Below are 24,171 nucleotides of genomic sequence, written 5' to 3' on the forward strand. Positions count from 1 at the left end.
AGATAAGCAAAGCGTTTTGCTTACGATCTACAGCCGTGCATACTTACAACAAATGCACGTTGTGTGCTTCGCAGGCGGCCACCATATCGTCAGGCCAAATGCTTGCCTGCACTTCGCCTACATGCACACGGCCCAGCAACAACATGCACAAACGTGACTGTCCTATGCCGCCGCCGATGGTGTAGGGCAGTTCATTATTAAGTACCATGCGGTGATAGGGGAGTTCTGCTCTCTCAGGGCAGCCTGCTTTTTCCAATTGGGAGCGCAGAGATGCCGCATCAACACGGATGCCCATGCTCGAAATCTCGAGTGCACGCTTTAAAGGCTCATACCAAAAGAGAATGTCGCCATTGAGTTGCCAATCATCGTAGTCAGGTGCGCGGCCATCATGGGGCTCGCCTGAGGAGAGCTTCTCGCCGATGCGCATCAAAAACACGCAGCCATACTGGCGACAAATGATCTCCTCGCGCTCACGAGGAGATAGGTCGGGGTAGCGCTGTAGCAGTTCTTCGCTGTCGACAAAGTGCATCTCAGATGGCAAGTGATAGAACGCTTCGGGGTACTTGTACCACACCTCGTGTTGCATGTGTTTGATAATGTGAAAAACCTCAGATGCCGTTGCACACAAGGTCTCTGCGGTGCGCTCCTCATGCGTGATAACACGCTCCCAGTCCCACTGGTCAACATAGCAGGAATGGAGATTATCTAGCTCTTCGTCGCGGCGAATAGCGTTCATATTGGTATAGATACCTTCATGAGGCTGGTAACCATATTTGCCCAGTGCCATACGCTTCCATTTTGCGAGAGAGTGCACAACTTCGATGGCTTCGCCTGCTTTCCAAGGCAAATCAAAGGCAACGGGTCGCTCGGTGCCGTTAAGGTTGTCATTGAGGCCCGAGCTCTGCTCGACAAAAAGTGGCGCCGAGACACGCGACAGATGCATCTCACGGTCCATCTCGCGCTGAAAAGTATCGCGGATATATTTGATTGCGTCTTCGGTTTCGCGAACGCTCATATGTGGGTCGTAATGTTCAGGCAGGTACAAGGCCATATGTATATTTCCTTTCTTGGCGTTAAGGCACAGCCATCTCTAGCTGAGCTCAACCATCGAAGAACTCTACAACTACAACGTTCTATTCTTATAGATACCTATACGAGTGTTTTCAGGATGTATACATACCACTGTAGGTGCTAGAAATTCATCTGGATGAATTATTTTCTCCTTGGTATATACCTTTTATACCCTAGTTTTAGTTGGCATAGCTTATTTTTTAATATCTATTAAGTGCATAAAAATAGTTATGCGAACAAATAATTGCATTTAAGTGCAAAAACTTTTATTTATTACAAGTTTATGCTATTCTCGAATAGCAAGGAGGGGCGCAGAATGATTGATACTCATGAGCTCAAAAAAAGGAATCTCTATTTAAATAAGCTAATAGCTTTTCAAGATACGGAACCAGTAAAAGTGGTTACTGGTATTCGTCGATGTGGTAAGTCCACACTTCTTAAATTAATGGCCAATTATCTGCGGAAAAAAGGTATCAATGAAGATCAAATTCTTGAAATGAATTTTGAGTCGTATACGTTTAGAAACATGTGTAGTGACGACCTATATGACTATGTTAAAAACCGCATTGTAAAAGATAAAAGAATGTACCTTTTCTTTGATGAGCCTCAGCACGTTTCAAAGTGGGAAGATGCGATCAACTCCTTTCGTGTTGATTTTAACTGCGATATCTATATTACTGGCTCAAATGCATATATGCTCTCTTCGGAATACGCCACCTATTTATCAGGCAGGTATGTGGAAGTAAAAGTATTGCCGCTTTCTTTTTCTGAATTTCTGTATTTTCATGACTTTGAAGTCACTGAAAGCAAAAGTGCATTAGGAGGTATTCGAAAACGGGTATATGACAAAAGCGGGGAGCGGTATGAACTTCGCGAAGTTTTTGATACGTATATGAGGCTTGGTGGTATGCCAGGAATTGCCGATGTTGGTTTAGATCAGGAAAAAGCGTTGGTATTGCTAGAGGGTATCTACTCAACCGTAGTTATGAGAGATATTCTTGAGAGAGAAAATCGCAGGGGACAAAAACATATTACGGATCCTATTCTGTTGAGAAAAATTGTTATGTTCCTAGCTGATAACATCGGCAGCAATATATCTGTTTCTAAGATCGGCAATGTTTTGGTAAATGAAGGATTGCTTAAAGATAGTAGACAAAAAGGAAAGCCGAGCGTACATACGGTTCAAAACTATGTGAATGCCTTACTTGAGTCTTATTTCTTTTACGATATCAAGCGATTTGATATCAAAGGAAAAGAATACCTGCGAACGCTTGGTAAGTACTATATCGCGGATATCGGGTTGAGGAACTATTTGCTTGGTTTTAGGGATCGGGATAATGGGCACGCACTAGAAAACGTCGTGTACTTTGAGTTGCTCCGCCGTGGCTATGATGTGTCGATTGGTAAGATAGCTAACGCAGAAGTTGATTTCATTGCAACAAAGGCAGATGACAAAATATATATCCAGGTAACGGAGTCGATGATCAGCGAAGATACTCGTTATCGAGAGCTTGCTCCCCTACAAAAAATCGGGGATAACTACGAAAAAATCGTTTTATCAATGAATACGGGTATGGATTCCTCTTACGAAGGAATAAAGTCCATCAGTTTGGTTGACTGGTTGCTTTCATAATGAAGGCTTCTAAGGGATAACAATATTCCCACGTAAATGTGTCGGGTAAGAAAATGCATCTGTCTATAACAGGCGGATGCATTTTTATACGTCGTATCTACGCCTCAATCTGTTGCAACCTCAGGTTGCAACAGATTGTTCTGTAAGCCTTCTAGCTGCATATATACGTAAAACCTGCAGGTAGAAAGCCTGCCGTTGCAACCTAAGGTTGCAACGTTTTGGAGCAAACTGGATGGCAGAAGCCACACTTTATTTCACGCAAGCCGCCAAACGCTATGTTCCATTTCATGCTGGGTACCAAAAGCCACACTACGTTTCATACCAAATGCCAAACGCCACGTTCTACTTCACTTTTTTAGCCAAAAGCCACATATCTCTTCATGCCTAAAAAATTTACCTGTACAAACGTCAGGTCCTTTGAAATAGAATGTGGCTTTTGACATTTTTTCTGAAATAGAACGTGGCGTTTGGCAAGCAGGGCTGAGCCATTTGAAATGATATGTGGCGTTTGGTGTTGATCTGTGAGTAATTGAATTATAGGACGATGACAAATATGGATACTACGCTTCCATGTATTGATGCGGAGGAAATACATCTTATGTGTGATGCAAAAAACAGAGAATCTTGTGGGAACTTTTTTATACGCTAACTATAATGAACTGCTAATTTGGAGAAGAAAATAAATGTCAATTGATGAAGGTTGGTGTTTGTGATGCAGCATAAAGGAACACAAATAATTACAACCGACCGCTTGGTACTGAGACCGTTCAGCTTAGAAGATGCTGAGCCTATGTACAGGAATTGGGCATCTGATTCTGAGGTGACAAAGTTTTTGACGTGGCCTGCTCATAGTAGTGTAGAAGTGACAAGGGCAGTTATTGCCAACTGGGTAAGTCAATTGAACGATCCAGCAAATTATCAGTGGGCGATCGAGCTGAAAGATATCCATGAACCTATTGGTAGCATCAGCGTTGTCAGGATAAATGAAAAAACCGAATCATTTGATATCGGCTATTGCATAGGTAGGAAATGGTGGAGACAGGGTATTACCTCTGAAGCCCTTACCGCTGTAATAGGCTTTTTGTTCAACATAGTTCACGCTACCAGTGTCAGAGCCTGTCATGATTCGCATAATCCAAACTCGGGAAGAGTTATGAAAAAATGCGGAATGAGTTATGAGGGCACATGGCGAAAGGCGGGCGTGAACAACCAGGGAATCTGTGATGAGGTTTGGTATTCAATTCTTAGAACAGAGTATGAGAGCGAGCGTTGATGCGTGGCGCTACTTTTGTATGCCTAGGCGCTGGCGCTGGTCGTATGCAGCGCATCACGTAGGGCATCGATGCGGTCAGTGCGCTCCCAAGTGAAATCGGGGTCTTCTCGACCAAAATGTCCATAAGCGGCGGTCTTCTCGTAAATAGGGCGGTGCAGATCGAGATCTCGAATGATAGCTCCAGGGCGCAAGTCAAAGACTTTCTTGATTGCAGCAACAATTTGCTGGTCAGATATGGCCCCCGTGCCAAAAGTGTTTACCGTAATCGAGACAGGCTCGGGCATACCAATGGCATAAGCGAGCTCTACTTCGCATCTGTGTGCTAGATGCGCAGCCACTACGTTTTTTGCTACCCAGCGTGCTGCATACGCTGCAGAACGGTCTACTTTTGTGCAATCTTTGCCAGAAAATGCTCCACCGCCATGTCGCCCCATACCGCCATAGCTATCAACAATAACCTTACGGCCTGTGAGACCTGTATCGCCCGTGGGACCACCTATAACAAAACGGCCCGTCGGGTTGATATAAGTTTTGAGATTATCCCAGATAAGACCAGAGGTTTCTAGCACAGGTACAATAACATACGCATAAATATCTTTACGAATTTGCTCGAGCGATACGCTCTCAGCATGTTGGGCTGATACCACCACCGCTGTTACCTCTTTGGGGATATCGTCCTCATAGCGTATGGTGACCTGTGTTTTTCCATCGGGTCTCAGATAGGGAAGAGTTCCATCTTTCCGCACCCTGGCAAGGCGTTCTGCCATGCGATTTACAAGATGAGCAGGCATAGGCATGAGAACGTCTGTCTCATCGGTGGCATAGCCAAACATCATGCCCTGGTCTCCGGCGCCAATGCGGGAAATTTCGTCTTCTTCCGAACGAGCAAAACTACCGTCTACTCCTTGTGCGATATCAGGGCTTTGCTCATGAATAATGTTCATGACACCGCAGGTATCGCAATCAAAACCATACTCTGCATGGTCGTATCCTATGCGACGAATTGTCTCGCGAGCTATCTGTTGAACATCTACATACGAAGCCGTACGAACTTCGCCAGCAATAATAACAGTGCCAGTAGTGAGAAGTGTTTCGACAGCACAACGTACGTTGGCAACACGAGCCTGAACACCGGTAGGGGAAATGTAGCCTTGGGACTCAAGCTTGGACTCCTTGGTGATGAGTGCATCAAGGACAGCATCAGAAATCTGATCTGCTATTTTGTCAGGATGTCCTTCGGTGACAGATTCAGATGTGAACAGATAGCTCGAGCGAGACATATAAGGATCCTTTCTGCGCTGAGATGCCTTGTAAATCTAGGCGCTAAGCAAAAAGCTTACTTCTCAGCGGTCATAAGCTGGTCATACTTCTCTGCACGCCATTCCGTGAGAGACTCGTAACTGTCATCAGCAGTATCGAGATCTACCTCTTGCGGATCGGTCGCTGTACGGCCTGGGCGTCCCAAGCGTTCAAACTTGTCGGCATCACTCTTGGCCATACCTTGATTGATTTTAATACGTTTCTCATGCATGTTGCTTTGCTCATCTGTCCATAGACGATGGGCAACGGGAGCCCATTGTTCTGCTGCAGGGGCGCACTTAGCGCAGAGTTCATCGGCGCTTTCCTGTGCGGTGTAATCGGTGGATTTTGCACCAACGGCTTTGACAAGCTGGGCAAGTGCACCAGCGTTATCGAGCATGGGGCAAGGCCTAAGAAGGTCATCGTTAAAGGGCTGAGCATCACGATAACCAGCAAAAAGAGGCTTCTTGAGAGCATCAAGCAGCTTTGTATCATGAATATTGGAGTCTGAATAGTGTGCAAATGCACAGGGCTCAATATCACCAGCTGCATTGATGTGAAGATAGCGACGACCGCCCGCAATGCAGCCACCAACATATTCACCATCATTCCAGAAGTCCATCAAAAAAATTGGCTTCTTGGCGCGGACTTCACGCACAAAGTGGTACATATCCTCGCGCTGCTTGGCGGTTGCCATAAGGTCTACAGGGGCGGATTTACCGATAGGCATATAGGTAAAAATCCATTCAAAGAGACATCCTTGCTCGGCAAGCCAGTCGACATATGCTTCGCTTCCTATTGTCTCGGCATTTTGGGACGTGTAGCAACATGAAGCACCAAATGGGAGCTTGTATTGACGCAGCAGCTCAAGTGCGTTTGAGATCTTTGAGAAAGTGCCTTGTCCACGGCGGGCATCGGTTGTTTGCTCATTACCCTCAATTGAGATTGCGGGTACAAAATTGGCCACTCGTACCATGTCTTGGCAGAACCGCTCATCAATGAGGGTGCCGTTTGTAAAGGCAGAGAAGAGCGAATCTGGATGTGCCTCGCAGAGTTTGATGATGTCATGCTTGCGAACAAGTGGCTCTCCGCCGGTAAAGAGGAAGAAGTGAGTGCCCAGCTCGTTTGCTTGGCAGACGATAGAGTCAAGATCTTCGTAGGACAAATTGAGTTGGTTTCCGTAATCTGCTGCCCAGCAACCTACGCAATGGAGATTGCAAGCGCTTGTCGGATCCATAAGGATTGCCCAGGGAATATTGCAATTTTCACTTACGCGCATTTCTTCTTGTTTTTGCCAAGCGAGCAGAGTTGCATCAACAACGGCAGTATGGACAAGACGATCGCGCATATCAGGATTGAGATTCATTACTTGCTTGATAATGCCGTGACCAGCAGTTCCCTCACTAAGCTGCGTACGAATGAAATCTCGCTGAGAACCCATGACACTTCTAGGCAAAATCTTATCAATAGCATCGAGAAGTTTTGTTGCATTGTGCTCAGGATCTTCAAGAAGATAGTCGACAGCTTTGTTGAGCGCTGCTCGTTTGACCTGATCTGTTGCCTTCATAGGTACCCCTCTCCTTTATTACCCACTGTGGTCTAACGGATATTTGTAGGGTATAATTGCCGTGACAGAAGAGCAATTGCCAATTGGTTCATAAATGGTGATAAAGTCACACTTTTTTGCAATTTGAGTAAGAAGATAAGAGTAAGAAGGTCGATAGGATGTCTCCATACGAGCAGGTGTCAGACCATAGCGATCGTAGGTATAGGAAGACGGACCGTGCTATACGGGATGCTTTCTATAAGCTGGCAAGTGAGATGGAAGTGGAAAAGATTCGTGTTACTGCCATAGCAAAGGAAGCAGATATTGATAGAAAAACGTTCTATGTGCATTATGAATCTGTTGAAGCATTGATAGATCAGATTGCACGAGAGAGTGCTTCACGAATTGTTTCGATACTGCGCAGCTCTGATATTTTTAATAAAAAGACAACGCTCATACAAGAGCTGAGCGCGCAGATTGGTCTTGATGACAATGTGCTCACGGGAATTGCTCAGCATATTTCTATACAACGTGTGATTGAGCTTATAGAAAAGCCGCTGATTGATGCCATGCTCGAAGACGATACCTATGGGTTTGGCAAAGAAAAACCATTTGAGATTTGTCTTGTGACATTTGTTGTATCTGGACTTTTGGGCATGTATAAAGCTTGGATTGGACAGGATTCTGAAGTTCCCCTTGACGAGCTTGTTCGTGCGGAGAATTTTGCTGTTCAGTCCTTGATAACTGCGTTTGAGAGGGAGTAGGTAGGCTTCGCTCTGCTCAACTCATATGAAGGAAATACGCAACTTCTTTCCAAGACCTGCAGCGAGCTGCTCTAGTGTTTTTAGCGTTGGGCTTGTGGTGCCGCATTCAAGGCGGGAGATGTTGGATTGTTTGAGTCCGCACGCAGCGGCTAGCTCCTTTTGCGTCATGCCTTTTTCGCTTCGTGCATTTGCGATGAGCCGCATAACCTCGTATTCTGCCTCGGTTTTTTTTCATGGTCTCAGCGAAAGATGGGTTCTCCTGTGATCGCTTTGCGACGTATCTTTCCAGATCATCCATTTGAGTTTCTCCTAGCATAGAGTTGCGCCTTAACCCTTTTCTTTCATAAAAGTCGAAGCAAATAGTCTTTTGTATGATTCATTCATCTGTATAGCATTATTTACAAGATACTATATAGGAGGTGGATGAATGTTTAGTCGTCTCAGAACACTATACGAGACCCTTCTTGTTCATACGCAACCTATTTCTATTGAGGATTTGGCTTCTAGCCAAATGGTTAGCAAGAGGACAATTTACTCTGATATTAATCGGCTTAATTATTTATTAAGGCAGCATAGTAATGCTCAAGTCGTTGTAAAAAAAGCTTGTATAAGCCTTCAAGGTTCTTGCCCTGTCAGCTTTGATGCATTGATACAGGATACAGATATCCGTTTTCAATATAGCGACTCTAGAAGAACTCTTTTGGCTCAATGGATGCTATGTCAGCCTGGGTTTTTTAGTATTGCCACACTAATGAATGAATTTGCCCAGTCGCGCAATACAATAAAGGGAGACTTGTCTTTCTTGCGGGAGGATTTCCTTTCTAATGGATTTACTCTTGAATCGGAGCCTTTTAAAGGTAATTGTGTCGTTGGTGATGAGCGGAAAATTCGAGAGTACCTTGCGAAGAAGCTTACTGAAAATCAATGCTATTCGGTACAAGCTGACGTGTTGAAAGATCTAGACTCTCTGAGAAATTACGTCCTTCTTTTAGAAGATACTGCAAACATAGAATATACAGATGACGCTGTTGATCGGTTAGTTTTTTTGATGCTAGCTTCTGTATTGCGCTTTACATCAGGTCATACGGTTACGTCGCTTGGGGATAATGACTTTTGTAAATACAATGTTTCCTCGATAAATCAAGCAATTCGGGGAAGTAGTTTATTACTTTCAAGAATTTTTCAAACTAACGAATTACCTAATGAAGAAATTCAATATCTGAGTGAGCTTTTTTCAGAAGCGCGTGTCCTGCATATAGATGAAATCGACAGAGACGATAGCTGGCTATTATGTAACATTTATACTCGAGATTTCATTTTTGCAGTTGCAAAAAATTATCCAAATTATCAACTTGAGATAGATGATGATCTCTTTGTAGGCTTGCTTAACCACATTAGGCTGACATATATATTGTCTCTTAAGAAGAAATATACTCCCAATCCGTTAAGAGATTCTATTCAGGACGAGTATGGAGAGATATATTCGCATGTATTGAACGCGATGCCTGTTTTAGAGAATGGCTTAAATACCAAGTTTGGTATGGATGAGGCTTCGTTTTTAACACTTTTTTTTGCAGCTGCGCTTGAACGTAGGCGTCAGCAAGTTCCTAATGTCTATAGAGTGATAATAGTTTGCTCTTCTGGAATATCGACCTCATTATTAGTAAAAGCTAAAATCGAGACTCTTTTTAATCTTAAAATAATCGGGATATTTTCGAGTGCTGGGGCGATGTCTCGAATTAATGAAGGTGATATCGATTTAGTGATATCTACCGTTCCATTTACAAGCTCGCTTTGTAGGGTTGTCGTAGTTTCTCCTCTGCTAACTAATGACGACATTGCAAACATTTCTGCATTGCTATCCGAACATTCAGGCGGTGTCAAAATTGATAATTCAGTGAATCATGTTGCAAAAAAGAAGTACTTCGAAGATACGGTAAGTGAGCAATTACATAAAGACTCTTCTATTTATTATGGGTTCGATTCTATTAATAACGGTTCCTCTATTACTAATAATCAACATCTTGAACTTATTATCGACAGAAAAGCTGTAGAGATAGATTTTTGTGCGCATAATTGGCAAGATGCAGTTAAAGAGTCGGGAAGACTGCTCGTTAAAATAGGCAAAGCCACCCAATCGTATACTTCCGCTATGGTTTCGAATATTGAAGCTAATGGTCCGTATGTGGTGATCGCACCTGGAATAGCAATGCCTCATGCTGATCCAAAAAAAGGAGCTCTTGGAAGTGCGATAAGTATTCTAAAGCTCTCAAAACCTGTTTCGTTTGGGCATTTGCATAATGACCCAGTATGGTTGGTAATTGGAATCGTTTCAAAGGATCATCATTCTCATATAGGCGCTTTGAAAGCCCTTTATTCAGTTTTAAAGAATGAAGGAAAACGTAAAAAGATTTTCAGCGCTTCGACCTCAGAAGAACTCATTCACTTAATTAATGATGCGAATATTTTGGAGTGCTAAAAATGAATTTTCTTACAGCAGATTTACTTCATTTTCATTTTTTTGCAGAAAGTCCACAAGCGGCAATTAAGGAATCCGGCAGGTTGCTGGTAAATGCGGGGATGGCAGAACCTAGTTATGTTAGCGCCATGCTTGCTTCGTTCCGTGATAATGGGCCATATTTTGTTATAGCTCCTGGAATTGCGATTGCTCATGCGAGACCTGAGGACGGATCCCTGGGTTCTGCCGTCTCACTTGTTACGTTAAAAAAACCAGTTGTGTTTGGGTGTGTCGCAAATGATCCAGTTAGCGTGGTATTTGGTTTGAGTTCATATTCTGGCGAAGAACATATTCAGGCATTGAAGAAGATTGTCGTTTTTGTCAATTCAACAAGTGTGGAGGACATTCTCAAAATTGAGAATGTAAAGGAATTAGCAATTTTGAAAGGGGAATTGTCTTGAAAATTCTAGCAGTATGTGGACTCGGTCAAGGCACAAGTTTAATTCTGCGTATGACCATTGAGTCTGTTTTGAAAGAGTTAGGTGTTGAAGCAGAGGTAGAACATATGGATGTGTCCTCTGCTAAAGGTATGCATCCAGATTTTATTGTTACAAGCAAAGAGTTAGCTGACACGATGGAAGAAAGTGGGGGCGCGCCTGCTCCCGTCGTAATAGTAAATAACTATTTTGATGAAAAAGAAGTTTTTGCTGCAGTGAAGTCAATGCTCGGATAAGGGGAGGATCTTATGGGCGTGTTTAGTTGGATAGCAAATAATATCTTTGGTACTCCCGCTATTATGCTTGGAGCAATAGTTTGTGTAGGACTTTTGCTACAAGGAAAGAATGTAAGTCAAGTTATTATTGGGACGAGTAAAGCGATTATTGGATTCCTTATTATTAATGCTGGCTCAAGTGTAATCACTGGTGCTCTAGGTATTTTTAGTCCAATTTATCAGCAAGTATTTGGAATTGGTTCCACAGCCATTAGTAATTTTATGGGTCAGGACACATTTACCAATCAGTTTGGTAGCGCAGTTGCTATTGCTATGACATTCGGTTTTGTTATAAATATTTTGCTTGCACGTTTTACTCCATTTAAGTATGTATATCTGACGGGTCACATGATGTACTGGGTAACTGTAATTTTCGCTGGTATTGCGGTGCAGGCAACTGGTGGACACGTTGACTTTTGGCCTCTTACAATTTTCCTTTCTTTAATTGTTGGTCTTTATTGGACTTTTCAGCCAGCAATTATTCAACCTCTCGTTCAAAAAGTAACTGGTATGGAAGCGGTTGCGTTGGGGCACACCTCATGCAGTGCTGGTATTCTTGGATATTTTGGTGGAAAGCTTTTCGGTGCAAAAAAGAAAGATGCAGAAGATTTGCAAATTCCCAAGCAATTGGCGTTCCTTCGTGATTCTAATGTCATTACCGCATTGACTATGGGTGTCCTTTTTCTTATTGGTGCAATATTAGTTTTAAATAAGCATACTTCTGAAGCTGATGCTTTAGTTGCAAGCTCAGGAACGCAGAATTTTATTGTATATGTTCTTATCCAATCATTTACCTTTGCAGCGGGTATCGCGGTTGTATTGACTGGTGTCCGTATGTTTATTGGTGAAGTTGTCCCTGCGTTTAAAGGGATTGCCCAGAAAGTTGTTCCTGGTGCAAAGCCAGCGCTCGATGCTCCTTTCCTCTACACTTTTGCTCCCAATTCGGTTGTTTTTGGTTTTCTTGGAGCATTTGTAGGAGCACTTATTTGGATGGCTATATTGGGTAGTTCAGTTAGCTATGTGTTTGTGCCTCCTATGATTGCCCTTTTCTTCCATGGTGCAGTCGCGGGTATTTTTGGAAACAAAACAGGTGGTATATGGGGGGCTTTACTTGGCGGTTTTCTCTGTGCCACTCTCCTTGCTTGGGGCCAATACGTAATGGTGACCTTCTTCATTGGAACAACAATTCCTGATACCGCACTTTGGGCAGCTGATTGTGACATGTTTATTCTGGGTCCGATAGTTGGTTTACTGTCTAAACTTTTACTCCTTTTTTAAATATCTGGATTCCAGGCTCTTCTGTTATTGAGGTGATCACATGTCATTTGTTCGTACATTATTCGAGGATATAGCTCCTGAGCAAATGGGATTTACATATTCTCATGAGCACATCGTATGTATTCCTGCTCACTGGCAAGAGCGTTCTGCTTATGACCTTTTACTAGATTGCCCTGAAAAATCTTGTGAAGATGTTCAAGATTTTGTCAATTTAGGTGGTAAGACTATTGTTGATGCGACAGCTATCGACTACGGCAGATGTATTGAAGATGTTGCTGAAATTAGTCGCAAAACTGGTGTTCAAATTATTGGAACGGGCGGTTTCAATAAAGGATTTCTTTGGGATGCACAGCTTTCTCCTCGTTTAAGAAATATCCTCGGTAGCTACGAGACATATGCAGAATGGATTGAAGATAGAAGCATTAATGAACTTGCTGACTATGTCATTCATGAAGTGGAAGAGGGAATTGAAGATTCTTCTTATAGGGCTGGACAAGTAAAATTTGGTACTGGATATAACAGCATCTCTCCATTGGAAGAAAAAACGATACGTGCTGTTGCTCGCGCACATTTAGAAACAAAAGCTCCTATTCATGCGCATACAGAAAATGGAACAATGGCTTTGGAACAGATAGAGATCCTTAGGTGTGAAGGTATTTCTCCTGAGTTCGTAAGCTTTGGGCATATGGATAGGAATCTTGATCCTTATTACCATAAACAAATTGCGATGACTGGTGCTTTTGTGTCTTTTGATGGTATTAATAAGATTAAATATGGTCCTGAAAGTGCGCGAATTGCTGAAATTCTTTATTTAGTTAAAGAAGGCTTTGAAGACCAAATCCTGATAAGCGGAGATACTGCACGTCGATCCTATTACAAACACTATGATTTTGGGCCTGGTTTAAGTTATATCAAAGAAAAGTGGGTCCCTCGTTTTATTGATGAAGCTTACTTCGCCGGCTTTGATGGCAATGCGCTGATTCAAAAATTCTTTGTTTCAAATCCTATGCGTTGCTTTGCTTTTAAGGATTAGTGAGAAATAATGAACTATGCGAGTCTGACAACACAAACAATTGGCCTTGAATTACATGCAGATACCCCCATTATTTTCCCTTTTGGGGCGATTGAAGCTCATGGACCACATTTACCTCTCGATACGGATATTAGGCTGGCAAATGCTTATAGCCAATTACTTGCAGAAAGAATAGGTGGTCTTGTTCTTCCTACCATGCCATTTGGTCAAGTATTTAGTCTTCGGGACTTTCCTGGAAGCATTTCCGTTTCGAACGATACCCTTTCACGACTAATTGTTAGCGTAGGAGAATCACTATTTAATAATGGCTCGCGTTTGCTAATTTTATTTAGCTCTCATCTTGGGAATATGACAGCACTAAAAGATGGGGCACGTGCCTTGTATGATCTTCATAAAGATATGAGGGTTGTGCACATGTTTTATCCAGACTTGCAAATACTTGCAAATGAAGTGCGTCAAGGTCCTTCAGCGCATCATACATATATTCATGCATGCGAAATAGAGACATCATTAATGTTGTATCTTGATCCAGATGCTGTCGATATGACACTTGCAATTAATGATGAGCCTGTTTTACCAATTGATGCAGACTATACGCCGACACCGTGGAGTACTTTCTCTCAAACAGCAGTATTGGGTGATGCAAAGTTTGCTACTAAAGAAAAAGGTGAATGGTTGGTAAACCATACCTTAGAGAAAGCAGTTCAAATTATTCAATTCGAACAGGTTATTATAAATGGGAAGTGAAGATAATGCTTCACGAACAATATTTCGACAAAGTTATCAGCATTTTAAATCAAATTTGTGATTCTAATGGTGCGTCATTCTCTAGCGCTGCGTCGGCAATAGCGCAGTCAATACGTTGCGGAGGACTTGTCTATATATTTGGCTGTGGACATTCTCATATTCTTGCAGAGGAGGCGTTTTTTAGAGCTGGTGGGTTGGCTAATATTTCGCCGATTTTGGTAGAATCGCTTATGCTTCATGAAGGTGCCGTACGATCTTCTCATCTAGAAAAGCGTATTGGCTATGCAAATTCCTTTATTAACGACGTTAATATTACCTCACAGGATACTTTAATTGTAGTTTCCACCTCTGGTAGAAATCCTGTCCCCATAGATGTTGCCCTTAGAGGAAAAAAAGTTGGATCAACTGTAATAGGCATCACCTCTTCAAAGTATTTTTCTATTAAATCTAGGCATCCTTCTGGCAAATTGTTAAATCAAGTTGTAGATGTTTTCATAGATAATTTTATAGAAAGAGGAGATACCACTTTAGAAATTGAAGCACAAAATTTGCGATTTGCACCAGCTTCTACTATTGCAGGGTGTTTCATTTTAAATTCAGTATTTGCGGATGCCATTGAGCTTTTAGCAGGACAAGATATTGAGGTTCCCATATTTTTAAGTGGTAACATAGATAATACCGAGGCAAATAATATGAGACTCATTGAACGTTACTCTAAGCAAATTCCATTACTGAGTTGAGTATGGGTTTATAAGGTTTAAGTCCATACCGTCATGGTTGTTTTGAGGTATGGACTTTTTCACTGTGATCTAATTATTTATTTAAATATATAAATTTAATTACTAAAAGAGGATAAAATGTTTGAAATTTTTTATGAAAAACTTCAAACTCTTGGAGTGATACCAACAGTCATTCTCAATGATATTAATGATACGCTACCGTTAGCCGACGCATTGATTCATGCAGGAATGCCGTCTGCGGAAATTACTTTTAGGACATCTATTGCGGCGGATGTTATCAGTAATATGATAAAAAATTTTCCTAATATGGAGGTGGGAGCTGGAACAATTTTGAATATTGGCCAAGCTAAACAAGCTATTGATGCTGGAGCCAAATATATAGTAAGTCCTGGTTACAACTCGGGGATCATTGCGTATTGTACCAGTCACAACATACCCATTATACCAGGTGCACTTACTGCTAGTGAGATTATGAATGCTGAAGATATGGGTATTTTCGTTACCAAATTCTTCCCAGCAAAGCAGTTTGGAGGGTTATCAACAATCCAGTCTCTTCGTGGACCTTTTTCATTGCATCGATTTTTGCCAACAGGAGGAATTAATTTAAATAATTTAGCCGAGTATCTTTCAGATGAAGCTGTGATTGCTTGTGGCGGTACATGGATGGTTAAACCTAGCGCTTTTTGTGACGGCGATTTTTCAGAAGTATATGAATTAGCTTCAAAAACAATGAAGGTTGTCCGCAGCACAATAAATGTTCCACAGGGGCAATCCCAGCCTATTTAGCGGAAAGGAAACGATCTTTACTACCGGAGAGAAAAGTTTTGGTTTGAGACATATCTTGCGAGAGTATAACTTGGTGTTATGTTTAAACTAAATATGGATTGTCGCTTATTCGCTTTAACCCAGAGGCTGCAGTAAGTTCTGCTTCTATAAAAGAAGTTGAGGATGCAGGTTATGCGACCGATCAGCATGTCGATGAGCTAAGCATCGTAGGTTTTTCTAGCTCGGATGACGGTTATGACGTGAGTACTGCGCGCTTCAAAATCCAAAACAACACGGATACACCAGTGACATTTAAGTCTATTGATGTATATGAGCTGGATGCTGATGGGAATATCGTTACGTATGAGCAGTCTTGGAATGCAGAAAATGACCCTGAGATAGCGCCTGGGCAGAGCTGTACGGTTAAAGTCTTGTACACCACAAGTGACAAGATTGCATCGTTTGAAAGCAAGAAATACAGCTTTAAGGATGCTGAGGGCAAGCTGGTGACGGGCGTCTTCTCAAAGACCTTTACGGCAAAAGTTGAGTAGGAAAAAAGGGCTTCAGATGCGCTCTGAAGCCCTGCTTTTTACGAATTATCAACTCAGTCCCGCGCGTTTTGCGCAGGACAAGAAAACCACCTGCTGTTGAACTGTGAGTGAAAGCTCTTTAGAGAGAGACTTTAGCCCAGAAGTGCTAGAGCCTCATCAAGGACCTTTGTGGCTTTCATTTGACCGAAGTCCTGAGGCTTGATAACCATGACAGCAGCCTTATTACCATAGGAATTCTGGATGTCCTTAAAGGCAAAACGAATTTGAGGGCCCAGAAGGATAATGTCTGCTCCCTTAGCGTTGTCATCGAGTGTGGACATAGGAACGGCGTTAACGGTAGCATTCAGACCGCGCTTTTCTGCCTCCTCTTCGAGCTTGATTCTCATGATGCCTGTGCTCATACCAGCGTTGCAGACAAGTAGGATTTTCATGGTATATCTCCTTGGTGCGCAAATCTTTTTGCGCAAACGTAAAAAGCTGGGGGATGATTCAGCTTACCTGACCATCCCCCTTATTTATACCCTTACTCAGCAAGCGAAGGGTCGGCTTCTTCCTCAAGTTTCTTCTTCTCATAAGCCTTAAAGAAGGGGAAATAGAGCAGACCGTCAAGGGCGATCAGGGCAATCATAAAGAAGAGAGCCTTGATGTCCATGGTGGCAAGGAAGGCGCCGATGGGTGCAGGAAGATTCCAACCTGGATAAGCAACGCAATGTGAAATCAAACCGAAAGTCATGGCTAAGTATGTTACCAGGGCATTGATAGGCATCACGCAGACAAAGGGGATGAGCATTGTGGGATTGTACATCAGGGGTAGACCAAAGATGATTGGTTCGTTGATGTTAAAGAAGGCAGGGATGATGGCAAGCTCTCCCACAGTTTTAATCTGCTTGGATTTAGAGAAGAAGCAAAGAATGGCAAGAGCGAGAGTGGCGCCAGAGCCGCCGATTGTTAGGAAAATCCACCAGAAGGACTCATCCACGATAAAAGGTAGAGCGTACTGCGAGGTACCAGAGGCGAAGGCAGCCATGTTGGCTCCAAGGTTGGCATAGAGGATGACATCCAGTGGGCTGGTGATGACAGAGTCATGAATGCCAAACCACCATAGGAGTGCAACAACGAAAGCTAAGACGATGATGCCCACAGGACTAGAGGCCAGGGCTACCAGAGGACTCATGACTAGAGTCATGAGAGCGGGCAGTGGGGAGCCAGTGAGAGCACGCAGTGCATAGGAGATTATGGAGTTGATTACTAGAACAATGCCCACAGGAATCAGACCAGCAAAAGAGTCGGATAGCGCAGGGGGAACGCCAGCTCCAGTCAACTCAATGTGACCGACTTTGCGCTGCTCAAGGTTGCGATAGAACTCAACAGTGAAGAAAGAGGAGATAATGGCGGCAAATAGACCCGTAGAGCCGAAGTAGGTGGTATCGATGGTCCAGTCTCCTGGGTTGGCGGAGTAAATCAAGAAGGACGCACCTGAGAGGGCAGCAGGCAAAAGGGTTTCATAGCCGTAGGACTTGCCCAGGTAGTAGCCGATTCCAATCGAAACCCAAAGGGCTAGGCAGCCGACGGTTAGGTTATGTACGCCACTTCCCAGGAAGGGATCAAGTGCGCCAGCTACAGCAGTCCAGCCCTCCATGAAGGTGCGCATTAGACCAGGATCCATGGTGGTGGGATCAGTGGTGGGCGAGACGATGATGAGCGCGAAGCATCCAATTGTAATGAAGGGAATTAGGGTGAGGAACGCGTTTTGAATTGCCTGGATATAGCGGTTGCGGCTCATCTTGTTGGCAACCGGGGCGAGGTGTGTCTCAACCCATTCAGTGAACTTCTCCATGCTTACCTTCCTTCCTTTTGGTTCCAAGCTGCGATTGTGTCCTTGTACCAGTAGTAGCTATCCTTTGGGATACGGCGGCAGTTATCGTTGTAATCTACGTAGACCAAGCCATAGCGCTTTGCGTAGCCATTAATCCAACTGTAGAGATCCATGGTGGACCATACGAAGTAGCTGCGAACGTCACAGCCTTCCTCTCGTGCTTTGAGTGTCCAGTTTACGAAGCCTTTAAGGAAATCAACGCGATAAGTGTCGTGTATCTGTCCATCAACCAGTTGGTCACGATAACCCATGCCATTCTCAGTGATCATGAACACGAGATTTGGATAGTGATCATTGAGTTGATGCAGCAGGGTGTAGATTGACTTGGGATAGAGCTCCATTCCCCAAGCATTTTTCTGAGTAGTAGGATCCTCATCGACTGAGAACCAGCCTGCAATATTGGTTTCGTTGCTAGAATCAGCGGTGCCAGTGTTGTTGGTTGAAAGCGAGGTCTGACTGGTAGTGCAAGGTTTGACCAGCATGCGGTCATAGGCATTGATACCTAGCATATCCACCTTGCCAGCAGCTAAAATTTCTTGATCGCCGGGGAGCAGGTAGTCCAAGATCTGGCCTTCGGAGTGCAACTTGTCAATAAGCTCTGTCGGCAACTGACCCAGCACTGCGGCATCATTGACACTACGGTTGTAGAAGAGGTCGGCTAAGCGTTTTGCTTCTTGATAGTCGGGAGTATCGCTGTGTGCTTCAATAGCATAGGAGTCACTTACCAGTCCGATCATGCCTTGGTAAGCTCCTTCGTGGAAGGCTGCAACTGCCTTGGCGCTAGCAAGAAGCATGTGGTACATTGCTCGCCACCGACGAGAGAGATCCTTGACGTTGGGCGGGTAGTTACCGATGCCATAGCAACAGAGAGTGTCATAGTTGGGCTCGTTGACGGTAAACCAAGTGCGCACACGGTCGCCAAAGGCGTTGAAGCAGACCTTGGCATAGGCACAAAATGCGTCTGAGGTTTGGCGATTCTCCCAGCCACCTGCGATAAAGAGGGACTCGGGTAGGTCGTAGTGGTACAGAGTCACCACAGGCTCGATGTCACGGGCGAGACAGGCATCAATTACGGCGTTGTAGTGCGCGATGCCCTCTGGATTTACTACTCCAGTACCATTCGGGATAATCCTAGTCCAAGCAATTGAGAACCGGTAAGCATTCTGGCCACCCGCAGCCATCAGATCCAGATCTTCCTCAAAACGGTGATAGTGGTCGGAAGCGATGTCGCCGGTTGTCGGATTGATGTTGTTCTTCTCACTGTGACAGAAGACGTCCCAATTGGACTGTCCCTTACTGTCTTCGTTCCAAGCACCCTCACATTGGTAGGCGGCGGTGGCACTACCCCAGAGGAAGGCACTCATGATGCCACCTCCTCGCTTACAACCTGCTTTTTTGCAGTTTGGATCTTCTCGCGGTAGAGCATGATAAATTCCTTTGCCACACACTCGAAGAGAATCGCAGACATCAGATGATCCTGACTGTGGGCGACGATAATTCCTACGGGTACATCTTTGCCCTGAGCCTCTTCGGTGAGCATCCTGGTTTGGGCATTGTGCGCCTTGTTGAGCGCCTTCTTGCCCTCCTCGATTAGTCGATTTGCCTCATCGAAGCTGCCTTCGCGGGCGCTGTTTACAGCTTGGTAAAAGTTGCTGAAGGCATCACCTGCATTAGCGATGATCTCCAACGAGATTGCTTGCGCTTCATCCTGGGTCATGGCACCTCCCTCGTCGGTATGCCGCTAACAGTGGCTGGTGGTATGCATGGCCGTGAATATAAGTTGTGTATCTCAGAGTTTCCACTCGCGACTTGCGGGGTATCCCGCAGATGCTGATGACCGTATGGCAGGTCTGTGGACGACATAGCGTGTAAATTGCGCGACTATATGTTTGTCCACAGATAGTTTTTGTACTGCTTGGCCTGTGAGAAACGGGGTATGGCAGATGCATCTAGGAAGCGGGTGAGGTGGGGAGGCGACATGGTGAACCTAAGCGAGCGTCAGCAAGCTATTCTGCGAATGGTCCTTGCAGGTGACGGTCCTGTTACGGGTTCTGAGTTAGCCCGTCGACTAGGTGTGTCGCTGCGTACGGTACAGACCGATATAGCTCGCATCAATGGTGATGAACAGGTTTTAATTAGTACGAACCAAGGTTATTTGCCTACGCTTGCTGCCAGTACCATGATTCGCGAGTATGCCCGCGATGCTACTTGTCCTGCACCAGACCACCAGATAATGGTGCATCTTCTTGCAGGGGAAGAGCTGACTGTTGATGATTTAGCACTTGTACTTTACGAGAGTACAAGCTCCGTCGAGCGTCAGCTCAAGGAGGTCAAGGATATCTTAGATAAGCATGGCCTCACCTTATGCTGCACCAAAGGGCACCTGCGGGTGGAGGGCAACGAGTGTTCACGGCGCAGGCTTATGGGACAGCTGGTTATGGATGAAGTTGGCCCTGCCTTCTCACTAACCGAAGCCTTCGCTCGCGACCTTAAAGGTATAAGAATTGATGAGGTATCAGACATTTTGCAGCAGGCAGCATTAGCTTGTAATCTCACGATTCCCGAGGGATATGGTCAAGATCTAGCAGTTGGTGTGACTATTGCACTTTTCTTTATAAAACCTGGGATTGCGTCAGTCGGGGACAGTATGGTTATCACCTCAACCACTGATGCTGCATCTGTTGCAAGTGAGTCATGCGAGTGGAGAATGGCACGCGAAATCTGCCGTCTCTATGGCGAGTTGCATCCGCTGAGCCCTAGTGAGGAAGATCTCGACTACCTTGCCTCACTCCTGGCGGGAAGAGTCCGCGCTACCAATGTGGCGGACGAGCTTGCCGTTGGGGGTATGCCGAGGGAGTTTGAGATCAAGGTAACTGCCATAGCTACCTCGGTATTTGCTGACTATTTGATTCCGGCGCCCAACCATTTACAGCTGCACAATTTTGCTCTTCATGTGTATGCCATGGTCAAGCGGGCAAAGTCCAATCCGCTTGAAGATCTGACCATCGCCGAGAGTATCCGTACTAACAGTCCTTTTATTTATGAGGTATCACTTGCAGTAGCAGATCGTCTTGGCGAAGAGCTTGGCGCGAAGGTGGTTCAAGGCGAGCTGGGATTTATCTGCGTTCACGTCGGCCTAATCATCCTTGAGGGTATGGGTGAGCAACGCGTGACCATAGCCGTGGCCGGTGAGGATTACCAGGGGATTCGCCGCCGTATTATCGCCAATCTCTCCACGAGGTTGGCCGCATACGTGGACGTGACTGCCTTTGATCCTATCTCTGATGTGGATTCGGATATTTTGGTAACTACTGGTGAGATTCCTGTAACAACAGGCGCAGTAGTACAGATTTCTCCTCTCTTTACAGAACGTGACTTTCAAGCGGTTGAGGTTGCCGTGACCTCGTTCGTGGAGCATCGCGATGCTCTGAAAGCCGCTAAAGCTACCCGATTCTTCCGTCCCGAAGTTTTCTTCCGAGAACAGGGTCTGCATACACGTGAGGAGACGATCTGCTTTTTGGCAAAGAGGCTTCAGGATTATGGTGTGGTGGGGGAGGACTTTGCCCAATCGGTCCTTAGACGTGAGTCCATGGGGTCAACAGGCTTCTTTGGACTCTTTGCCATCCCTCATGCTATGGAGATGGACGCCTCGCGCACCACCATTGCCACGTTGGTGAGCGAGAAGGGTATCGAATGGGATGGTGGCAGGGTTAACGTGGTGTTGATGATTGCCCTTAATGCGCAGGATAGGGGAATTTTCATGGACATTTATGATGGTATTATTCGCCAACTCTGTGATGCACGTCGTATTTCTAGGCTGGCACGTACCAAAACTCTAGAGGACTTCCTGCATTGCATGCTGTATTCATTAACCTAAAACGACAGAGGAGGTACAGCGAAAGATACTATCTCCAAACGACTGACTAAGTTGGAGCTGTTCTCGACGTATGCATGTACTAAAGAACGCACGTTTCCGTGCTGTTCCAAAAGGACATCTGCTTAAGCAGTCTATTGCAGACGACCCGTAATTGTCCCCGTCTTTCCGCTACCTACCTGGTAATGAACTCCATCGCCGAAGAACTCTAGGTATTGCAGAGTTTGCAAGTCTTGGCAGAGCTGAGCAGTATCGCCTTTCTTGTTGTTTTTGATATCGTGCCAACCGCCCGTACTGTCTTGGAAGCCCAGCATATTTATTGCATGCATGCCTTGATACTGCATGACTAACTGGGCTTTTTGGAAATCACTCAGGGGCATTCCGATGAGTTGTGCAAGATTGGCAATGAGGAAGTTTGTACTGGTATCGAGTATGGTGCCTGTCTTGGCGCCTGCAACGTCGTAGTTGGCATACATGAGATAGCTGGTGGTATGAGCACGCTGTTGGTGGACAAGCTCACTGGAGTCATCGGTTACCAGCGCATCATTGTAAGGCGCTGCAAGAGCTGGTTGATGGTCTCCAAAGAGCACCAGTACCACAGGACGCTTGAGCTTAGAAAGCTTATCAATAAACTCCTGCAAGGCTTTGTCAGAGATATCCATCAGTGCGAGATACTCGTCGAGGTCTGGGTGATCGACGCCTTTGATTGTGCGCTGCTTGACGAGATTTGCAGGTAGTGCGTTGGTCTTGTATCCACCATGATTTTGCATGGTGATATCTAGAATGGTTTGCGGGGCCTCGTCAGCGGCAAGTAGCTCGAGAATTTTATCGTAAGTGGCGGTATCGCTAATGAGATTACGGTAGCGTTCTGCGACGCCAAAATCAGGTTCAGAGAGGAATTGGTCATAGCCAAAGGCAGGATAGACGATATGACGATTCCAATTGGTTGCTAGGTTGGGATGCATGGCACTTGTTTTATACCCAATGGATTTGAGCTGGCGGGCGAGGTTGTTGACGCGAGACATGTCATAGACCATATACGGATAGACGCCTGATCCCATAAATGCCATCGAGCAGCCCGTGAGCATTTCCCACTCGCTGTTGCAAGTGCCGCCACCATAAGGGGAGACGTAGAGCTTTCCCTTTGCAAGACCGCCTTCGAATGAATTAAACCATTCGGGGCCCTTGTAGGTCCCATCTAACTCGTTGAACAATGACAGGTCGGAGAAGGACTCATTCATTACGACGACCACGCTGGGTTTGAGCTCGTTGAACTGCTTTTCTGCGGCTTTTCTTGCCTTCGTGTTGCCAAAAATATGGGCGTACTGCTCGGCATATGAAGCTGAGGAATCGGGTGAACTTGCTACGGCTTTTTTGGTGTTGGTATATTTTGCTGTGGCAGCGCCAGCAGATTTTTTGATTCCACCTGCGCCACATGCGCTGAGGGTAGCTAACATACCAGCAGCTCCGACCGCTGAAATAAAAGAACGACGAGAAACGTTGGTGTTGATAAATTCTTTCATGAAAATGCCCCTTGAGATTTAGCTGGCAATTGAAAACTTGCGAGAAATTACGGAAGTGTGGAGGCGCAAAAGCGTAGGACGGTAAATCACACGGCAGGTTATTCGACCTTGAGTAGAGAGTTAGGAGTTAGCGCTGCTTGAGGAGGAAGAGTCTGCATGGGAGAGATTTTCTTCATACTTGTTTGCGTAGCCTGAAAGAAGTTTTTCGGCCTCTTCTTTGGAATAACCATCGGGCTGAACGGGGCGGAAAGATTGAATCTGCGTGACAAACGATGAAATAAAGCCTTCGCGATGGTAGCTGTCGAGCGGAATCCAAGCGTTGTATTTGATGCCAGGAAATTCCGAAAAACTTACTGTTGTTGCAATAAGGACAGCAATGCCAGCAATGATGAGTCCGCTAAACGCGTTGATTACAAACGCAACAACAGGCCTTTTTGTACGCTGTGGCTTTGGCGTTAGGGAAAGTACAACTATAGCTAGTGCCAATACTGCAAATGAAATAAGTACCCGTTCATTGAGAATATAGGTATAGCTACCACTTACTGTAGCTGCAGTGCCGAGTGCAAGCACGTCGCTCGCAATGATGGGTACGCCTTTAAACGACACGACAAAATATTCTGCAAGGCCGGCGCATTCAAAAAGAAATGCTGCAATAACAGCTCCTGCACCAGTGCGTTGAAAGAGAAGATGAAATATCAGAAATATAAAAAGAATGATGACATTTTCGAGAATAAGACCCTCTATCCAAAATCCAGTGATAGCTGGATTAGAAGGCAATTCGATAGCTATGAAAGTCAAAAACGTTCCAACAAGCAGTAGGCCAATTTCTAACAGCAAACGTTGGTAACCTAAAAGGGTGCTGAATGCTGTGCGGATTTGCTTGTTGTAGAGCGAAACGATGGCTGCTATCGCAAGCACGCTAGTGCATAGGATGGCTGGCAGCCAGTGGGTTTGAATGAGTCCAAAAG

23 protein-coding genes are annotated in these 24,171 nt (G+C 44.8%); 13 read left to right on the top strand and 10 right to left on the bottom strand.

Annotated features, from left to right (window positions below):
• Positions 1-43: 43 nt before the first annotated feature.
• Positions 44-1,051 (bottom strand): aspartate--ammonia ligase, encoded by a 1,008-nt coding sequence (gene asnA, locus ACO5JD_RS00165; RefSeq protein WP_484986851.1) that lies wholly within the window; start codon positions 1,049-1,051, stop codon positions 44-46.
• Between the two features lie 336 nt (positions 1,052-1,387).
• Here asnA and ACO5JD_RS00170 point away from each other — a divergent pair, with 336 nt between their 5' ends.
• A complete protein-coding gene (locus ACO5JD_RS00170) occupies positions 1,388-2,704 on the top strand; it encodes an ATP-binding protein (RefSeq protein ID WP_484986853.1) in 1,317 nt (438 codons plus the stop codon).
• A 712-nt stretch (positions 2,705-3,416) separates the two neighbouring features.
• Complete coding sequence (locus tag ACO5JD_RS00175) at positions 3,417-3,977, top strand: GNAT family N-acetyltransferase (protein ID WP_484987354.1); 561 nt, start codon at positions 3,417-3,419, stop codon at positions 3,975-3,977.
• A gap of 23 nt (positions 3,978-4,000) precedes the next feature.
• Here ACO5JD_RS00175 and metK read toward each other — a convergent pair whose 3' ends face one another.
• Both metK and ACO5JD_RS00185 read right to left on the bottom strand, forming a co-directional pair.
• Positions 4,001-5,257, bottom strand: a complete 1,257-nt coding sequence (gene metK / locus ACO5JD_RS00180) for a methionine adenosyltransferase (protein WP_484986855.1) — start codon at positions 5,255-5,257, stop codon at positions 4,001-4,003.
• Positions 5,258-5,313: 56 nt separating this feature from the next.
• Entirely contained in the window at positions 5,314-6,843 is a 1,530-nt protein-coding gene (locus tag ACO5JD_RS00185; RefSeq protein WP_484986857.1) for a radical SAM protein, read from the bottom strand.
• 254 nt (positions 6,844-7,097) lie between these two features.
• Between ACO5JD_RS00185 and ACO5JD_RS00190 the strand changes: the two genes are divergently transcribed.
• The gene (locus tag ACO5JD_RS00190; protein WP_484986859.1) at positions 7,098-7,586 is read left to right on the top strand and encodes a TetR/AcrR family transcriptional regulator; all 489 of its coding nucleotides are present in this window, start codon (positions 7,098-7,100) and stop codon (positions 7,584-7,586) included.
• A 21-nt stretch (positions 7,587-7,607) separates the two neighbouring features.
• Here ACO5JD_RS00190 and ACO5JD_RS00195 read toward each other — a convergent pair whose 3' ends face one another.
• The gene (locus ACO5JD_RS00195) at positions 7,608-7,790 is read right to left on the bottom strand and encodes a helix-turn-helix domain-containing protein (protein ID WP_484986861.1); all 183 of its coding nucleotides are present in this window, start codon (positions 7,788-7,790) and stop codon (positions 7,608-7,610) included.
• A 223-nt stretch (positions 7,791-8,013) separates the two neighbouring features.
• Here ACO5JD_RS00195 and ACO5JD_RS00200 point away from each other — a divergent pair, with 223 nt between their 5' ends.
• The 9 genes from ACO5JD_RS00200 (at position 8,014) to ACO5JD_RS00240 (ending at position 15,930) form a co-directional block, all read left to right on the top strand.
• Positions 8,014-10,065, top strand: a complete 2,052-nt coding sequence (locus tag ACO5JD_RS00200) for a BglG family transcription antiterminator (protein WP_484986863.1) — start codon at positions 8,014-8,016, stop codon at positions 10,063-10,065.
• 2 nt (positions 10,066-10,067) lie between these two features.
• The gene (locus tag ACO5JD_RS00205; protein WP_021625938.1) at positions 10,068-10,505 is read left to right on the top strand and encodes a PTS sugar transporter subunit IIA; all 438 of its coding nucleotides are present in this window, start codon (positions 10,068-10,070) and stop codon (positions 10,503-10,505) included.
• Complete coding sequence (locus ACO5JD_RS00210) at positions 10,502-10,777, top strand: PTS sugar transporter subunit IIB (RefSeq protein WP_035438466.1); 276 nt, start codon at positions 10,502-10,504, stop codon at positions 10,775-10,777. The genes ACO5JD_RS00205 and ACO5JD_RS00210 overlap by 4 nt, the downstream gene beginning before the upstream one ends.
• Before the next feature lie 12 nt (positions 10,778-10,789).
• On the top strand, positions 10,790-12,094 hold the full coding sequence (gene ulaA, locus ACO5JD_RS00215; protein ID WP_021625940.1) for a PTS ascorbate transporter subunit IIC: 1,305 nt from the start codon (positions 10,790-10,792) through the stop codon (positions 12,092-12,094).
• Positions 12,095-12,134: 40 nt separating this feature from the next.
• The gene (locus ACO5JD_RS00220; RefSeq protein ID WP_484986865.1) at positions 12,135-13,127 is read left to right on the top strand and encodes a phosphotriesterase family protein; all 993 of its coding nucleotides are present in this window, start codon (positions 12,135-12,137) and stop codon (positions 13,125-13,127) included.
• Between the two features lie 9 nt (positions 13,128-13,136).
• Positions 13,137-13,874, top strand: a complete 738-nt coding sequence (locus tag ACO5JD_RS00225; RefSeq protein ID WP_021625942.1) for a creatininase family protein — start codon at positions 13,137-13,139, stop codon at positions 13,872-13,874.
• Complete coding sequence (locus ACO5JD_RS00230) at positions 13,799-14,614, top strand: SIS domain-containing protein (protein ID WP_156894163.1); 816 nt, start codon at positions 13,799-13,801, stop codon at positions 14,612-14,614. The genes ACO5JD_RS00225 and ACO5JD_RS00230 overlap by 76 nt, the downstream gene beginning before the upstream one ends.
• A gap of 117 nt (positions 14,615-14,731) precedes the next feature.
• Positions 14,732-15,400 carry a bifunctional 4-hydroxy-2-oxoglutarate aldolase/2-dehydro-3-deoxy-phosphogluconate aldolase gene (gene eda, locus ACO5JD_RS00235; protein ID WP_021625944.1) on the top strand — a complete coding sequence of 223 codons (669 nt, stop codon included), beginning with the start codon at positions 14,732-14,734 and terminating at the stop codon, positions 15,398-15,400.
• Between the two features lie 98 nt (positions 15,401-15,498).
• Positions 15,499-15,930, top strand: coding sequence for a hypothetical protein (locus ACO5JD_RS00240; RefSeq protein ID WP_484986867.1), 432 nt, complete (start codon positions 15,499-15,501; stop codon positions 15,928-15,930).
• A gap of 131 nt (positions 15,931-16,061) precedes the next feature.
• Here ACO5JD_RS00240 and ACO5JD_RS00245 read toward each other — a convergent pair whose 3' ends face one another.
• The 4 genes from ACO5JD_RS00245 to ACO5JD_RS00260 form a co-directional block, all read right to left on the bottom strand.
• Positions 16,062-16,361: a PTS sugar transporter subunit IIB gene (locus tag ACO5JD_RS00245; protein ID WP_484986869.1), complete on the bottom strand. Its 300-nt coding sequence runs from the start codon at positions 16,359-16,361 to the stop codon at positions 16,062-16,064.
• Between the two features lie 92 nt (positions 16,362-16,453).
• Complete coding sequence (locus ACO5JD_RS00250) at positions 16,454-17,767, bottom strand: PTS sugar transporter subunit IIC (protein ID WP_484986871.1); 1,314 nt, start codon at positions 17,765-17,767, stop codon at positions 16,454-16,456.
• 2 nt (positions 17,768-17,769) lie between these two features.
• Positions 17,770-19,170 carry a glycoside hydrolase family 1 protein gene (locus tag ACO5JD_RS00255; protein WP_484986873.1) on the bottom strand — a complete coding sequence of 467 codons (1,401 nt, stop codon included), beginning with the start codon at positions 19,168-19,170 and terminating at the stop codon, positions 17,770-17,772.
• Positions 19,167-19,523, bottom strand: coding sequence for a PTS sugar transporter subunit IIA (locus ACO5JD_RS00260; protein ID WP_484986875.1), 357 nt, complete (start codon positions 19,521-19,523; stop codon positions 19,167-19,169). Before ACO5JD_RS00260 ends, ACO5JD_RS00255 begins: the two co-directional genes overlap by 4 nt.
• 261 nt (positions 19,524-19,784) lie before the next feature.
• Between ACO5JD_RS00260 and ACO5JD_RS00265 the strand changes: the two genes are divergently transcribed.
• Complete coding sequence (locus ACO5JD_RS00265) at positions 19,785-21,683, top strand: BglG family transcription antiterminator (protein WP_484986877.1); 1,899 nt, start codon at positions 19,785-19,787, stop codon at positions 21,681-21,683.
• A gap of 131 nt (positions 21,684-21,814) precedes the next feature.
• Here ACO5JD_RS00265 and ACO5JD_RS00270 read toward each other — a convergent pair whose 3' ends face one another.
• Positions 21,815-23,203 carry an LTA synthase family protein gene (locus ACO5JD_RS00270; RefSeq protein ID WP_484986879.1) on the bottom strand — a complete coding sequence of 463 codons (1,389 nt, stop codon included), beginning with the start codon at positions 23,201-23,203 and terminating at the stop codon, positions 21,815-21,817.
• 120 nt (positions 23,204-23,323) lie between these two features.
• On the bottom strand, positions 23,324-24,121 hold the full coding sequence (locus ACO5JD_RS00275) for a hypothetical protein (protein ID WP_484986881.1): 798 nt from the start codon (positions 24,119-24,121) through the stop codon (positions 23,324-23,326).
• Positions 24,122-24,171: the final 50 nt, after the last annotated feature.

This window comes from Olegusella sp. (assembly GCF_057238325.1).

Bases quoted from the DNA above. Each gene is read 5' to 3' on its own strand.
- eda (WP_021625944.1), top strand. From the start codon at position 14,732: ATGTTTGAAATTTTTTATGAAAAACTTCAAACTCTTGGAGTGATACCA.
- ACO5JD_RS00175 (WP_484987354.1), top strand. From the start codon at position 3,417: ATGCAGCATAAAGGAACACAAATAATTACAACCGACCGCTTGGTACTG.
- ACO5JD_RS00230 (WP_156894163.1), top strand. From the start codon at position 13,799: ATGGTTGGTAAACCATACCTTAGAGAAAGCAGTTCAAATTATTCAATT.
- ulaA (WP_021625940.1), top strand. From the start codon at position 10,790: ATGGGCGTGTTTAGTTGGATAGCAAATAATATCTTTGGTACTCCCGCT.
- ACO5JD_RS00170 (WP_484986853.1), top strand. From the start codon at position 1,388: ATGATTGATACTCATGAGCTCAAAAAAAGGAATCTCTATTTAAATAAG.
- ACO5JD_RS00225 (WP_021625942.1), top strand. From the start codon at position 13,137: ATGAACTATGCGAGTCTGACAACACAAACAATTGGCCTTGAATTACAT.
- ACO5JD_RS00255 (WP_484986873.1), bottom strand. From the start codon at position 19,170: ATGAGTGCCTTCCTCTGGGGTAGTGCCACCGCCGCCTACCAATGTGAG.
- ACO5JD_RS00205 (WP_021625938.1), top strand. From the start codon at position 10,068: ATGAATTTTCTTACAGCAGATTTACTTCATTTTCATTTTTTTGCAGAA.
- metK (WP_484986855.1), bottom strand. From the start codon at position 5,257: ATGTCTCGCTCGAGCTATCTGTTCACATCTGAATCTGTCACCGAAGGA.
- ACO5JD_RS00195 (WP_484986861.1), bottom strand. From the start codon at position 7,790: ATGCGGCTCATCGCAAATGCACGAAGCGAAAAAGGCATGACGCAAAAG.
- ACO5JD_RS00190 (WP_484986859.1), top strand. From the start codon at position 7,098: ATGGAAGTGGAAAAGATTCGTGTTACTGCCATAGCAAAGGAAGCAGAT.
- ACO5JD_RS00270 (WP_484986879.1), bottom strand. From the start codon at position 23,203: ATGAAAGAATTTATCAACACCAACGTTTCTCGTCGTTCTTTTATTTCA.
- ACO5JD_RS00185 (WP_484986857.1), bottom strand. From the start codon at position 6,843: ATGAAGGCAACAGATCAGGTCAAACGAGCAGCGCTCAACAAAGCTGTC.
- ACO5JD_RS00265 (WP_484986877.1), top strand. From the start codon at position 19,785: ATGGTGAACCTAAGCGAGCGTCAGCAAGCTATTCTGCGAATGGTCCTT.
- ACO5JD_RS00245 (WP_484986869.1), bottom strand. From the start codon at position 16,361: ATGAAAATCCTACTTGTCTGCAACGCTGGTATGAGCACAGGCATCATG.
- ACO5JD_RS00220 (WP_484986865.1), top strand. From the start codon at position 12,135: ATGTCATTTGTTCGTACATTATTCGAGGATATAGCTCCTGAGCAAATG.
- ACO5JD_RS00250 (WP_484986871.1), bottom strand. From the start codon at position 17,767: ATGGAGAAGTTCACTGAATGGGTTGAGACACACCTCGCCCCGGTTGCC.
- asnA (WP_484986851.1), bottom strand. From the start codon at position 1,051: ATGGCCTTGTACCTGCCTGAACATTACGACCCACATATGAGCGTTCGC.
- ACO5JD_RS00200 (WP_484986863.1), top strand. From the start codon at position 8,014: ATGTTTAGTCGTCTCAGAACACTATACGAGACCCTTCTTGTTCATACG.
- ACO5JD_RS00260 (WP_484986875.1), bottom strand. From the start codon at position 19,523: ATGACCCAGGATGAAGCGCAAGCAATCTCGTTGGAGATCATCGCTAAT.